Annotated in this window: 15 protein-coding genes; 9 read left to right on the top strand and 6 right to left on the bottom strand. The window is 39.7% G+C overall.

Annotated features, from left to right (window positions below; all coding sequences use genetic code 11):
* Positions 1-2: 2 nt before the first annotated feature.
* Entirely contained in the window at positions 3-518 is a 516-nt protein-coding gene (locus OMHG_RS11350; RefSeq protein ID WP_010650972.1) for a YqeG family HAD IIIA-type phosphatase, read from the bottom strand.
* A 592-nt stretch (positions 519-1,110) separates the two neighbouring features.
* Here OMHG_RS11350 and OMHG_RS11355 point away from each other — a divergent pair.
* The 9 genes from OMHG_RS11355 to sigK all read left to right on the top strand — a co-directional run bounded on the left by OMHG_RS11355 (position 1,111) and on the right by sigK (position 9,393).
* A complete protein-coding gene (locus tag OMHG_RS11355; protein ID WP_010650974.1) occupies positions 1,111-1,257 on the top strand; it encodes a sporulation histidine kinase inhibitor Sda in 147 nt (48 codons plus the stop codon).
* Positions 1,258-1,629: 372 nt separating this feature from the next.
* Positions 1,630-3,951 carry a Na+/H+ antiporter subunit A gene (locus OMHG_RS11360; protein WP_010650975.1) on the top strand — a complete coding sequence of 774 codons (2,322 nt, stop codon included), beginning with the start codon at positions 1,630-1,632 and terminating at the stop codon, positions 3,949-3,951.
* Positions 3,952-4,290: a Na(+)/H(+) antiporter subunit C gene (locus tag OMHG_RS11365; RefSeq protein WP_010650977.1), complete on the top strand. Its 339-nt coding sequence runs from the start codon at positions 3,952-3,954 to the stop codon at positions 4,288-4,290. It begins immediately after the preceding gene.
* Positions 4,283-5,764, top strand: coding sequence for a Na+/H+ antiporter subunit D (locus OMHG_RS11370; protein WP_010650980.1), 1,482 nt, complete (start codon positions 4,283-4,285; stop codon positions 5,762-5,764). The genes OMHG_RS11365 and OMHG_RS11370 overlap by 8 nt, the downstream gene beginning before the upstream one ends.
* Positions 5,765-5,770: 6 nt before the next feature.
* Positions 5,771-6,247, top strand: coding sequence for a Na+/H+ antiporter subunit E (locus OMHG_RS11375; RefSeq protein WP_010650981.1), 477 nt, complete (start codon positions 5,771-5,773; stop codon positions 6,245-6,247).
* Positions 6,244-6,549 carry a Na(+)/H(+) antiporter subunit F gene (locus OMHG_RS11380; RefSeq protein ID WP_010650983.1) on the top strand — a complete coding sequence of 102 codons (306 nt, stop codon included), beginning with the start codon at positions 6,244-6,246 and terminating at the stop codon, positions 6,547-6,549. The genes OMHG_RS11375 and OMHG_RS11380 overlap by 4 nt, the downstream gene beginning before the upstream one ends.
* Entirely contained in the window at positions 6,536-6,931 is a 396-nt protein-coding gene (gene mnhG / locus OMHG_RS11385) for a monovalent cation/H(+) antiporter subunit G (RefSeq protein WP_010650984.1), read from the top strand. The genes OMHG_RS11380 and mnhG overlap by 14 nt, the downstream gene beginning before the upstream one ends.
* A gap of 139 nt (positions 6,932-7,070) precedes the next feature.
* Positions 7,071-8,549, top strand: a complete 1,479-nt coding sequence (locus OMHG_RS11390; protein ID WP_010650985.1) for a UDP-N-acetylmuramoyl-L-alanyl-D-glutamate--2,6-diaminopimelate ligase — start codon at positions 7,071-7,073, stop codon at positions 8,547-8,549.
* Positions 8,550-8,688: 139 nt separating this feature from the next.
* Positions 8,689-9,393, top strand: coding sequence for an RNA polymerase sporulation sigma factor SigK (gene sigK / locus OMHG_RS11395; protein ID WP_010650986.1), 705 nt, complete (start codon positions 8,689-8,691; stop codon positions 9,391-9,393).
* A 59-nt stretch (positions 9,394-9,452) separates the two neighbouring features.
* Here the strand turns inward: sigK and mtnN are convergent, their stop codons facing one another.
* The 5 genes from mtnN to greA form a co-directional block, all read right to left on the bottom strand.
* The gene (gene mtnN / locus OMHG_RS11400) at positions 9,453-10,145 is read right to left on the bottom strand and encodes a 5'-methylthioadenosine/S-adenosylhomocysteine nucleosidase (protein WP_010650987.1); all 693 of its coding nucleotides are present in this window, start codon (positions 10,143-10,145) and stop codon (positions 9,453-9,455) included.
* 31 nt (positions 10,146-10,176) lie between these two features.
* Positions 10,177-10,866: a YrrS family protein gene (locus tag OMHG_RS11405; RefSeq protein WP_010650988.1), complete on the bottom strand. Its 690-nt coding sequence runs from the start codon at positions 10,864-10,866 to the stop codon at positions 10,177-10,179.
* 80 nt (positions 10,867-10,946) lie between these two features.
* A complete protein-coding gene (locus OMHG_RS11410) occupies positions 10,947-11,201 on the bottom strand; it encodes a hypothetical protein (protein ID WP_010650989.1) in 255 nt (84 codons plus the stop codon).
* Between the two features lie 206 nt (positions 11,202-11,407).
* The gene (locus OMHG_RS11415; RefSeq protein WP_010650990.1) at positions 11,408-12,067 is read right to left on the bottom strand and encodes a DUF4352 domain-containing protein; all 660 of its coding nucleotides are present in this window, start codon (positions 12,065-12,067) and stop codon (positions 11,408-11,410) included.
* A 602-nt stretch (positions 12,068-12,669) separates the two neighbouring features.
* Positions 12,670-13,146, bottom strand: coding sequence for a transcription elongation factor GreA (greA, locus tag OMHG_RS11420; protein ID WP_010650991.1), 477 nt, complete (start codon positions 13,144-13,146; stop codon positions 12,670-12,672).
* Positions 13,147-13,206: the final 60 nt, after the last annotated feature.

The raw sequence follows: 13,206 nt of genomic DNA on the forward strand, positions 1-13,206 counted from the left end.
ATCTATTCCTCCCAGCTGATTTTGCCCTTACGACGCATATAGTTTAAGATTCTGCGTTCGATAGACCGGTTGATTTTCGTGATTTTTCCATCTGTCTTGACTATCGGTACTACAAGCACCGTATAAAATCCCGCTAGGTTGCCGCCAAGTACATCTGTAAGCAGCTGATCGCCTATCACAACTACTTCTTCCTTCTTTAATTCCATTTCCCTGGCCACGGTCTTAAAAGCTTTACTCAACGGTTTTCTGGCACTGTAGACAAAAGGTGTTCCCAGCGGCTCGGAAAATATCTCCACTCGTTCCTGATTATTGTTTGAAATAATAGTTACTTTTATATCATGGTCCTTCATTATTTTAAACCATTGAAGCACTTCGGAGGTTGCATCTTTCACATCCCAGGCTACCAACGTATTATCAAGGTCGGTAATTATTCCCTTTATGCCTCTTTCTTTCAATGTTTCCGGCTGTATATCAAACACCGTTTTTACATGCTGATTCGGCAGAAAATACTTTAACATTCCTTACACCTCAATGCTTTCATATGTACTGAATATATACAATACCACATTATAACCTAATCCTATAATAACTTACTACCGTTTTACAGCGAAAACTTCTTAAATAGTATGGCTGTCTCAGTTTGTCACGAAATTTATTAACTACGACGCAACAGCACCGGCTGATTTCCGCTCCGGGCAGGCGCTTTCAGTTTGCTCAGAAGCAAGCTTGGCTTAGCGTGAGTCCGCGGAAAGCGCATGGTATTTCCGATTTTGTGGATAAGGTATCAATTATTTCTCATTCGGCCATGGTTCCATTCGACTATAAAGTCTAGTTAAATTATCAGGATATGAATGAAAAGCTTCGTTAATTCCCAAATAATCGATAAAATCTGAAAAAATCGTTCGACAAATTCTATTGTTTTTCGCATTGTGGATAACTTTGCCAACAAGAAAAAATGGATAACAGGGGAATTAGTGAGCTTTTAAAACACCTTTATACACAAGTTATCTACAGCCCCATGTATATAACTTCCGCCTTGTCCTCAAAATAGAAACATGTTAAATTATTAATAACTTCAAACAAGAAAAATAAATGTAGGAGGGCTATATTGTGGAAAGTTTATCCGACGAACTATTGCTGGAGTCCTATTATACAGCATACGAATTGAATTTAAGCCCTGATTTCCTGTCTCTATTTGAAGAAGAGATTCATAAACGATGTTTATCCCATAAAATAAAACATCCTAAACTGGGTTGATTTAGGAATCTCCTTGCTTTTCATCGTTTTCACCTTTTTGAAGGCCAGCAAACCTGATATCTTCATGAAAATGAAATTACATTTGAAACCTGATACATCATATAAAACAGCAGTCCCTATCTTTATCTGATAGGGCTTTTTTGTTTTTAAGAGCCTGTTAATTGTGTTAAACTGTCCTAAAGTATGTTTTTTACATAATCAAACTGAATGAATTGTGTACCAATCGCATGAAACCAACGAAATCCCTGTAAGATCCACCAGTTTAAAACAGGCATGCCAGTAAAACTGCCCCATGTAAGAATCAATACCACACTACCCATTACTAAAGAAAAAAATCACATTCTTGTTACTGCTAAGGAGGAATACCATTAGATGATTTACGCAATTTTCGCTCCACTGATTTTGGCCCTATTTGTTCCACTACTGAGTAGGATTAAAGATAAAATACATACTGGTATTTTTGTTTTTTTCATACCACTGATTATATTTATATCCTTTGCCAGTCATATCGGGAGAAATTTCCAGCCCATAAGGGAAACCGTTAACTGGATACCATCAATGGGTATCAACTTTGATTTCTATCTTGATGGCTTAAGCTTACTATTTGTACTGCTCATCAGTGGTATTGGGGCGCTGGTAGTTTTATACTCTGTATTTTATCTGAACAAATCAGAGAAGCTTGGTTCTTTTTATGTCTATTTATTAATGTTTATGGCGGCAATGCTCGGTGTTGTTCTTTCCGATAATGTATTTGTACTTTATACATTCTGGGAATTGACATCCATTTCCTCATTCCTGCTAATTGGTTATTGGAATTTCAAGGAGCGTTCAAGATATGGCGCACAAAAATCCATGCTTATTACGGTGTTTGGCGGACTGAGCATGCTCGGTGGATTCATTCTGCTAACGCTTGTTACGGGTACAACGAGCATTCAGGGAATGATTGCTCAAGTGGATTCCATTCTGAACAGTGATTATTTGCTTTTGATTCTCTTATTGATATTACTTGGAGCCTTTACCAAATCTGCCCAATTCCCTTTCCATATCTGGCTGCCGGATGCAATGGAAGCTCCTACGCCTGTCAGTGCTTATCTGCACTCTGCAACGATGGTGAAAGCGGGTATCTTTTTGGTAGCGAGATTTTCACCGATCTTCGCTACGTATGAATGGTTCTTTATCATTGTAAGTCTTGTGGGAATCGTTACGATGTCCTGGGGAGCTTATATGGCTGTGAGACAAACTGATCTTAAAGCAATCCTTGCCTTTTCAACAATCAGCCAGCTTGGTATGATTATGGCAATGCTTGGATTCGGTACGGAAGCAGCAGCCTTTGCTGCCGTGTTCCATATTCTGAATCATGCAACCTTTAAAGGAAGTTTATTTATGGTTACGGGTATTATCGATCATGAAACAGGGACAAGAGATATCCGTAAACTAGGTGGGCTGATGACCTTTATGCCGATGACCGCGACACTTGCTCTATTCGGTACATTTTCCATGGCCGGGGTTCCATTGCCGTTTCTGAATGGCTTCTATAGTAAGGAATTGTTTTTTGGTGCCGCTGCTGATTTGGAAGGCATCGACCTGCTTAGCCAAGCAATCCCTTATTTGGCGGTATTGGCAAGTATCTTTACCTTTGTGTATTCCATGTATTATTTCTTTGGTGTCTTTACCGGATCAAATCATGTCGATAAATTACCAAAGAAGCCACATGAAGCACCAATCGGAATGTTAATCTCCCCTATCATTCTTATATTGGGAGTTATCCTGATTGGTATCTTCCCGGATATGGTCAACGCACCATTCCTTCTGCACGCAGCTGAAGCAGTAAACAGCGGTGCAGAGTTTGCAAGCATCCATTATTGGCATGGCTGGGACAGTACACCATTTATTATGTCACTCATTGTCGTAGCAATCGGAACTCTACTGTTCCTTACGCGTAAAAAATGGACCATGGTATATAATGTTCTCCCTGGTAAATTAAGCTTGAATAAGGCTTATGACTGGTTGATCGACAAAGTGGATAGTTATTCAGAGGCTATCACCAATACGTATATGACTGGATCTTTAAAAACGTATATGGCCCTAATTCTCGGTGCGATGTTTGTCGTAACAACGGCAATCATGATAATCACTGGCGGATTCACGATAAGCTTTGCCGACACTGCCGATCTTAGCAGCCTGGAGATTTCCGTTGTAATCATTATCATAATCGGTGCAGTTGCTACACTCTTTACTAAAAATAATCTGGCTGCGATTCTCGTTGTCGGAATTGTCGGCTATGGGGTTTCTATGCTTTTCGCAATATACCGTGCACCGGATATTGCTCTAACACAGCTCGTAATCGAAACAGTATCCATTGCGCTCTTCCTGCTTTGTTTCTATCACCTGCCTAAAATGGAAAAGCGTGTAGAAAGCGCTCGTACCATATCATTGAATCTGATTATATCAGTCGGCTTTGGAGCGATGATGACATTGATTGGCATCTCAGCACATAGCACGAATTGGTTTGACTCTATATCGGATTACTTCCTGGAAACCTCCTATAAGCTTGGTGGTGGAGATAATGTTGTCAATGTAATCCTTGTAGATATGCGCGGACTGGATACATTATTTGAAATAACCGTGCTGGGAATTGCTGCACTAGCAGTATTCGGCCTCATAAAGATGACCAAAAATAAGGAGGCGAAATAATTGGAAATCATTATTTTGATTCTCGCGGGAGTATTGTTTGCAACAGCAATCTATAATCTTTTGCAAAAACAATTGCTCCGAATTATCATCGGTACGGTTTTACTATCACATGGAGCCCATTTGTTCATACTGACAATGGGTAAATTAAAAACAGGTATGGCTCCGGTTTTGACAGAGGGTATAACAGACTATACCGATCCGTTGCCCCAGGCCCTGATCCTGACATCGATCGTTATCAGTTTCGGTATTACCGCCCTTTTGCTGGTACTGGCATACCGTACAACACAGGAAAACAAAACAGATAATATGGAAGAGTTGAGGGGTAATCCGAATGAGTAATCTAGCTGTTCTACCAATACTTATACCGTTAATATCAGCTGTAATTCTTATATTTTTCAATTCAAAAGTCAATGTTTCCAGAATGCTGACCAAGATTTTTTCAGTTGTAAGTCTAGGGGCTTCCGTCTACATTGCCTGGCAGGTAATTGAACACGGAACGATTGTACTGGAAACGGGAGGTTGGGTGGCACCTTATGGTATTGTGCTTGTTTTAGACTCACTTGCAGCCGTCCTTGTACTTACAACAAATATAATTTCAGTGGCAGGTGCTTTTTTTGCACCCTATGCCGGATTGGGTGAGAAAGAACGATTTTATTTCTACCCCTTCTACTTTTTCCTGATTACAGGGGTATCAGGTGCCTTCATAACTGGTGACCTATTTAACCTTTTCGTATTTTTTGAAGTGCTGCTGATGGCTTCCTATGCATTGATTGTGCTTGGTGGCGGGAAAGTACAGTTAAGAGAGTCTGTGAAATATCTTTTGATCAATCTATTTTCCTCCATGCTATTTGTTACGGCAGTAGCCTTCCTTTATGGGGTTGTCGGCACCATTAACATGGCTCAGATTGCCCAGCGTGTACAGGAGATCGATCAACAAGGCATCTTAACGACAATTGGAATATTGCTCTTTTTCGTCTTTGCAACGAAAGCAGCTGTCTTCCCGCTTTACTACTGGTTACCGAATTCGTACATAGTGCCCAATCCATTAATTTCTGCTCTGTTTGGTGCTTTGCTCACTAAAGTCGGGGTATACTCTCTAATCAGGGTGTTTACATTAATTTTTATCTATAGAATTGATTTGACACATGATATCTTTTTATGGATAGCTGGATTGTCCATGATATTCGGGGTTATCGGCGCGTTATCAACCAATAATGTTAAACTCATCGTTGCCTATAACATTATTCCTGCCATTGGATACGTCTTAATGGGGATTGGAATATTCAACCAGGCAGCATTAAGCGGCTCCATCTATTACCTGATTCAGGATATGATTGTAAAGTCAGCGTTGTTTCTGCTGATTGGTATCATTGTCTATGTGGCCGGCACGTCGGATTTAAGGAAAATGAATGGGCTGATCCATCATTATCCCGTGCTCGGATGGCTGTTATTCATCTCTGCATTCGTATTGGCAGGAATTCCGCCTTTCAGTGGATTTATCGGCAAGCTGCTGCTGCTTGAAGGGGCATTTAAAAGTGATTTGATCATCCTTGCAATAATCGGATTGCTGACAAGCCTGCTGATCCTCTATTCCATCATAAAAATCTTCGTACGAGGGTTCTGGGGGGATGAAGAGGCAATGGCCGGGATAGAAAAGAAACCAATTAAAGGCATGGTAGCACCAGTCGTTTTTCTATTGTCACTTACGGTGGTGCTTGGTGCTGGCGCTGAGTTATTCTATCCGATTGCAGATTCGATTGCTGCTTATCTGCTGGACCCGCAAATCTATGTTGATTCTGTTTTAAAGGAGTAGTTGAAGATGCCATTTCAAATCGTAATTAATTTAACTGTTGCAATTATGTGGATGTTCTTAAGTGAATCTTATACAATGCCAAGCTTTATCACTGGTTTCATCTTCGGTATTCTGCTCCTCCTCTTATTGAGGAGGTTTTTACCAGGTGGCTTTTACCTGAAACGAGTATTTAAAGCATTCAAATTATTATTCATCTTCATAAGAGAGATGATTCTATCCAACATTGATATGATTAAATATATTTATTCGCCACAGCCAATCAAAGAGCCGGGCATTTTTGAATATCCGATAGAGTTAAAACGTGACTGGGAGATTACCCTGCTGGCGAATCTTATATCCTTGACACCAGGAACACTCTCGATCGCCATCTCAGATGACAAATCAAAATTATACATCCATGCGATGCATATTGATGACGTGGAGATTGAAATCAAATCGATAAAGGATACATTTGAAAAGACAATCATGGAGGTGACAAGATGACGGACGTACTTCAAGCAACAGAGACAGTACTAGAATGGACATTGCTGGTTGGGTTTGCCGGTATTTCCCTCTCGTTAATTATGCTTATGTATCAGACCATTGTTGGTCCCTATAACAGTGACCGTGCCGTTGCACTTGATACTATCGGGATCAATCTAATGGCAATCGCTGCCCTGCTCTCGATTTATCTTGTGACCGATAAATTGAATGATATCGTATTATTGATCGGGATTCTTGCTTTTCTTGGTACTGTCGGTATAGCCAAATATTTGGAAGCAGGTGTTATCATTGACAGAAATTGAAGCTTTGTTTCGTATAATTATAAATATAGCGATCATTTTTTCCACTTTAGTTGGTACGTTCTTTATCCTTTCAGCTTCGATTGGAATTATTCGCTTTCCCGATATTTTCACAAAGCTGCATGCAGCAACAAAGGCATCCACTTTAGGTGTCATCAGTATCCTTATTGCCGCTTTCTTGTTCCTTTATCTTCAGCATTCAATTATTAGCGGGAAGCTGCTGCTTGCCATTGGATTTATCCTGCTTACCAATCCGGTTTCAGCACATATGATCTCACGGGCAGCACATCTAAAGGGTGTAAAGCCAGTACTCAACAATCGGAAGGATGAATATAACGAAGCAATGAAAAATCTTGAAAGCAACACATCAGCCAATCGCGAGTGACTGCAGAAGCAAGCTTGTTTGCTTTCTTATTTTCATAAATGGGATTAAAACGTTTAATTAAAGGGAAATATGTTTAATAATACTATTTTTATGTCAAATGAAAGATGAAAAGATTTTAAAGATTGTGAGGATTATTATGATGAATACATATGAATTGCTTTCCAGCCTGAAAATGAAACAGGTTTTTGGAATGGTACCAGATCATATACAAGCACTCCAAGATGATTCCAGAAAAGTGGTAAAGGACTCTATGTTCATATGTATCCGCGGTTATACTGTTGACGGGCATAATTATTATTCTGAAGCGATTAGAAATGGAGCGACCGTTATTATTGCAGAGGAGAAGCTTGATATTGATTTGGATCATGTTGCTTTAGTTGTCGTAAAAGATTCAAAGAAGGCCTTGGCACTTTTAGCCTGTAAATTTTATGGCTACCCTTCAAGTCATCTAAAGATTTTTGGTGTGACCGGTACGAATGGAAAAACTACTGTCACATCACTGATCAACCATGTTTTAAAAAAATCCGGTCAGAAAACGGCACTGTCAGGCACAATCGGTTCTCAATTAGATGAAGCATTTTCAAGCAGTCCCAATACGACGTGCGATGCTTTGACAAATCAGCAAATGATGAAGAAAGCTTATGATGCCGATATAAAGAATATGGTAATGGAAGTCTCTTCCCATGGCCTGTCTCAAGGCAGATTATGGGGCGTAGACTATGATATCGTAACGTTCACAAACCTAACACAAGACCATTTGGATTATCACAATACAATGGATGAATATGGCTATACCAAAGGATTGCTATTTGCCCAGTTAGGCAATGATTTGACAAAGGAAAAGTTCGTCGTTTTGAATCAGGACGATCCCTGGTTCGAAAAATACTCGATTATGTCGCCAGCTGAAGTAATTTCATACGGTATCCAAAGTGACGCCCATTTTAAGGCAGAAGATATCGATTGCCAAGAGAATGGGACCGAATTTAACCTTATTACCCCAGAAGGCACATACCGAATGAGCATAAATCTCCTAGGAGAATTTAATGTTTATAATACGCTTGCAGCAATAGCATCGCTCTACGCCAAAGGTGATATACCACTGGAACGGATCATCCATTCGGTTCAAGAGATGAGACCGGTAAGCGGGCGTATGGAAAAGATCGATGTCGATTCACCGATAACGATCTATCTGGATTATGCACATACTCCAGATGCTATTGAAAAGGCAATTACTACTGTCCAGCCTTTTAAAAGGAATAGGCTCATATTCGTTGCTGGAACAGGCGGAAATCGTGATGAGCTGAAACGGCCGATAATGGCTGAAAAAGCGTCTGCCGCAGATTATGTTATCCTGACGGTGAATGACCCTCGTTTTGAGGACCCCTCTTCCATCCTTTACGATATGGAAAAAGGGATGCGTCATAACAATTATGATATGATCCCAGATCGCAAAGAAGCAATACACCAGGCAATCGATATTAGTGAACCTGGAGATATCATTATTATTGCAGGGAAAGGCCAGGAAGATTACCAAGTGATTGAAGATAAAAAGTATCCTCACAGCGATAAAAAAATTGCATTGGAAAAATGCATGTCCAAGTATCCTTACACCGTCTAAAGCATTAGAATCTTTTAGATATTATTATCATGGACAGACACTAATCAACTCCTTGCTTCATAAAGATGATATATAGGCAAATACCCAACAACATCTTTTTGAACTTGAACCAGAATACCTGCCTGGGAGGTGATTGCGTTTGTCCGGGATACTATCTGTTCTTGCTCTTCTTATCAAAGAAGCCATCTTTTTCGTTTCCTATGTAAAAAATCATGCTTTCCCACAGCCTTTACCCTCTGATGAAGAGGCAAAATACATCCAGGAAATGCAAAATGGCAGCGAATCTGCCAGAAATAAGTTAATTGAACATAATTTGCGGCTTGTTGCACATATCGTCAAGAAATTCGAAAATACTGGTGAGGATATGGAAGACTTGATTTCAATTGGAACAATTGGGCTGATTAAGGGTGTTGAAAGCTTTTCCACCGATAAAGGTACAAAATTGGCCACCTATGCAGCAAGATGTATTGAAAATGAAATTCTGATGCATTTACGGGCACTGAAGAAAGTAAAAAAAGATGTATCTTTACATGACCCCATCGGTCAGGATAAAGAAGGAAACGAGATTAGCCTGATTGATATACTAGAGGCTGAAAATGATAATGTTATTGAATACATTCAGCTAAATATGGAAATTGCCAAAATGCAAAAGTATTTCTCTGTCCTAGATAAACGGGAACGTGAGGTAATTGTCTACCGATATGGTCTGAACGATTATGAAGAAATGACACAAAGAGAGATTGCCAAAAAGCTGAATATTTCCAGAAGCTATGTTTCACGAATTGAAAAAAGGGCTTTAATGAAGGTTTTCCACGAGTATTACCGAAAAGAACGGCAAAATTAAGGCAGGAGCGCTAAAATTAACCTTTAGCGCCCCTGCTTCTTTTTGTGTCTTATTTTATGCTATTCAATCTCCTTCAGCATATTCATAATCAATTCTGCAGCATTTTTGGCTGCCTTTTCCAGGAATTGATCAAATGATACCGAGGATTTCTTCCCTGCTATATCCGATAATGCCCGGATGATGACAAATGGCTTTCCGTACTGATGACAAACCTGAGCCACTGCTGCAGCTTCCATCTCTGCTGCGAGCATTTCCGGAAATTTTTGACGTACAAATGCGACTCTGCTTGGATCTTCCATAAATGAATCTCCTGTCGCAATAATCCCCTGTTCATACTTGATATCCAGATTTTCGATTGCTGACACCGCTGCCCTTACTAAATTACCATCGGCCTGATACATTGCCGGCAATCCTGGAACCTGTCCGTAAGCATAATCAAACGCCGTTACATCCACGTCATGATGGACTACTTCTTTCGAAATGACCACGTCCCCGACTTCAAGGCTTTCAGCAAAGCCGCCTGCCGATCCGGTGTTAATCACATGTGTCGGAGAAAAACGTTCCAGCAGAATGGTTGTCGCCATTGCGGCATTCACTTTACCGATGCCCGATTGCAGAAGAACAACTTCCTTTCCGCGCAGTTGTCCTTCTATAAAGTGACAATTGGCTACCGTCACTTCCTTGCTATCTGTCATATTTTCCTTTAACAGGGCCATTTCCTCATCCATTGCCCCAATAATTCCAATCTTCATCCAGAATCCTCCAGTTTGCTTTCTTCGGCTATTATTTCTTATCATTCTCTATTAGAACTTCTATTTTTTTCGGCTGCCAGCCTTCTCCATCTATCCAGTCCATGAACACACGGTAGGTATCCGTTTCTGCCTTATCCGAAACAGTTGCAATTACTTTCTGTTCGCCGCCATTATCAACCCACCATACTATCATATCATCTTCTGCTATTCCCGTGGCCATTGCCGCTGCCCTTTTTACTTCGATCCGGTCATCTGAACCGTCGTCAAAGTTGGTTGTATGCGGACCGGTTTGTTCGGTGCCGATTGGGTCCCAGTTGCCGGAATATGCTTCAGCTACATTATTATCGGACGGTTCTGCAGGTTCCGTTTCTATATCTTCCTCTGTAGTTTCCTGTTCTTCTTCATCGATAGGATCTTCTCCCGATTCGTTTTCCTCAGCAGATTCCTCTTGATTTGAGTCATCATTAGCAGAAGAATCATCCTCTGCATTATTCTCAGCTTCTTCATCTTCATCCTCAGTCTCCGTGACCAGGAAATCAGAATCCTCCTGCTCGCTTCCTGTTGAATCCTCAGCCGTTTCATCATTGCCGCCGAAAAGCCATACAGCAAGCAGAATGATCAGCAGCAATGCTCCTGCTACAAGGAAAATAGAAATTGCCTTTGTATTTTTTCTGCGTTTATCAAATTTGTTTAAGCGTGAATGATTGTCTGAATCGCTCATCTCTATTCCCTCCTATTTCTATATTATAGTATCATATAATAGGATATATTCCGATTCAAACCATAACCATTTGTTTCACCTTAATTCCTATCATTATTGTATTGACCAAACACCCGACGCGGACCGATAAACCAGCCGATCAGGATTAGAAAAATAACGGCCAATAGAATAATCGGGATTACTGTCGCTGTTGTGACGTTATCTACTATCCCTGTATCCAAAAGAAAGTCTCTCATTTTATTTACCGCCCATAGAGCGGACACAACAATCCAGCCGATGATTTCTGAAAATAGCATCTTCAAGAAATCAAGAACACTATTTAACATTTCTTCCATTTTATTCCCTCCTCTTGAAAACTTGATTGAGGTTAAATTTTGTTATCGGCTTCAGCTGGAAATACTGTTGAAGTCCAAATATAGACCGAATTTCTCAAATGATGGTTTATGCAGTCGGCTACAAGCACGACCGAAAATACACCCTTATAGATGAAAAGTATCCTCAATATATTTTATCGAGCACTGGATACAATTAATTAAAATGATTATTCCACTTCATTTGTAGAAAATTCAAAAGAAATTTGATTCGAGAGTCCTTCATAGCCTCTTCCAGCGTGGAGCACATAGGAATCACTGACTTCCATGTCATAGAGCAATACACCAGTCTGAGATCCTCCAGGGGCAATTTCTTCCGTCCATTCTTCTGCTACACCATCAACATAAAACCACGGAACAGCATAGCCTTCTGCCTCCGTTGATAAGAATGTCGTACTGAAAGCATCTGCAGCATAAGCTGCTTCATCACTGAGATTTGTCAATGTCACATCTACAATTACATAATTGCCTTCTAAAGAAGGTTCTTCTCCTGCTTTTTCTGTTATTTCAACAGAATTCAACGTAATTTCATATTCTCTATAATCATTTTTTAAATGGGCAGTATCTCCGATGGAAAGGCCCAACTGGTTTTCAGGTAGTTCACCTTCATTGCTGGACGGTTGCTCGGTACCTGAAGTATCTCCACTTTCTTCTACTGACAGTTCTGACGGTTCTGCCTGATCGTCATCTGAACCACCATTTTCTGTTGAACTTCCTTCCACTGATTCTTGAGATTCTTCTTCACCATGATTATTGTCTTCCCCGTTACAAGCAACAAGCAATAAGCATAGCATAAAGCTGGAAATGGTCATTTTTAGAATTCGTTCCATATATAATCCTCCTTGTTATACTTCTTCTTGTTTACTTCCAATCTTTTACTGTATTTCCTCATTGATATCTTGAGCGCCGTCTGGGTCCATTGTAATTCACTACTGCAATACGTATTTTTTTATCTATTCACCCTCATTCTTAAAATCTACTGCTTTCACTTTGTCTGAAACAATATTACTAAATTTATTGCAGAATATTAAGTGTTTCACTCAAAAACAGTCATAATTTCCTATTTTTCATGTAAGGATTATCTTAGTTTCAAGACAAATTGGTTAAGTACTGTCAGATGTGATAATTTTAATATCGTCAGCGATAATTTTATGTAAATACAAATATTTTCTAATATTTTATTTATTATATATCTCTACAAAAAATTTATTATTTTATTCCAGAATCAAATAAGGATATACTTAGGTATTTAGCTATAAATAAACGCTATCGTAACATAAATGTAATATCTTGCTTGCCTATTCTTTGCAGTAAAATTGGAACCCTAGCGTTAACTTGATTCAAATGAAAATGAATACTTTGTAATCAGTGAATCAGATAAAAAAGTCTTTGAAATCAAATAAAAAAGCGGGGAATCACCCCGCTTTTTGCCTTAATCAACTTTTACGATCTTAACTTGAATATCTCCGCCTGGAGTGGCAACTGCCACTTCGGCACCGACTTCTTGTCCCAAAAGACTTTTTGCCATTGGTGAATCGTTTGAAATTCTGCCTTCAAATGGATCTGCTTCTGCACTCCCAACGATTGTATATGTTTCTTCTTCGCCATCAGGCAGTTCTGCAAACGTAACGGATTTCCCTAAGGAAACCACATTTGGATTATCATTGTCATTTTCGATGATGACCGCATTGCGTATCATTTTCTCAACCTGTGTGATCCGCTGCTCAACAAAAGCTTGTTCATCTTTTGCTGCATCATATTCTGAGTTCTCGGAAAGGTCACCGAAGTCACGGGCAACTTTAATGCGTTCCACAACTTCCTGCCTTCTATCTGTTTTTAAGAAATGCAATTCCTTCTCTAGCTTTTCTTTCCCCTCTTGAGTCATGTAATAACTTTTCTCTACAGCCATTAAAAACACTCCTTCTCTTCACTGTCCAAATAAAAATAAGCTCTAAAGCTTATGCATAAG

This window comes from Oceanobacillus massiliensis str. N'diop (assembly GCF_000285495.1).
Lineage (GTDB): Bacteria > Bacillota > Bacilli > Bacillales > Amphibacillaceae > Oceanobacillus > Oceanobacillus massiliensis.

Coding starts and splice junctions, on each gene's coding strand:
- OMHG_RS11410 (WP_010650989.1), bottom strand. CDS start 11,201: ATGGAAGAAATGTTAAATAGTGTTCTTGATTTCTTGAAGATGCTATTT.
- OMHG_RS11360 (WP_010650975.1), top strand. CDS start 1,630: ATGATTTACGCAATTTTCGCTCCACTGATTTTGGCCCTATTTGTTCCA.
- greA (WP_010650991.1), bottom strand. CDS start 13,146: ATGGCTGTAGAGAAAAGTTATTACATGACTCAAGAGGGGAAAGAAAAG.
- OMHG_RS11390 (WP_010650985.1), top strand. CDS start 7,071: ATGAATACATATGAATTGCTTTCCAGCCTGAAAATGAAACAGGTTTTT.
- OMHG_RS11405 (WP_010650988.1), bottom strand. CDS start 10,866: ATGAGCGATTCAGACAATCATTCACGCTTAAACAAATTTGATAAACGC.
- mtnN (WP_010650987.1), bottom strand. CDS start 10,145: ATGAAGATTGGAATTATTGGGGCAATGGATGAGGAAATGGCCCTGTTA.
- OMHG_RS11350 (WP_010650972.1), bottom strand. CDS start 518: ATGTTAAAGTATTTTCTGCCGAATCAGCATGTAAAAACGGTGTTTGAT.
- OMHG_RS11415 (WP_010650990.1), bottom strand. CDS start 12,067: ATGGAACGAATTCTAAAAATGACCATTTCCAGCTTTATGCTATGCTTA.
- OMHG_RS11370 (WP_010650980.1), top strand. CDS start 4,283: ATGAGTAATCTAGCTGTTCTACCAATACTTATACCGTTAATATCAGCT.
- OMHG_RS11380 (WP_010650983.1), top strand. CDS start 6,244: ATGACGGACGTACTTCAAGCAACAGAGACAGTACTAGAATGGACATTG.
- OMHG_RS11375 (WP_010650981.1), top strand. CDS start 5,771: ATGCCATTTCAAATCGTAATTAATTTAACTGTTGCAATTATGTGGATG.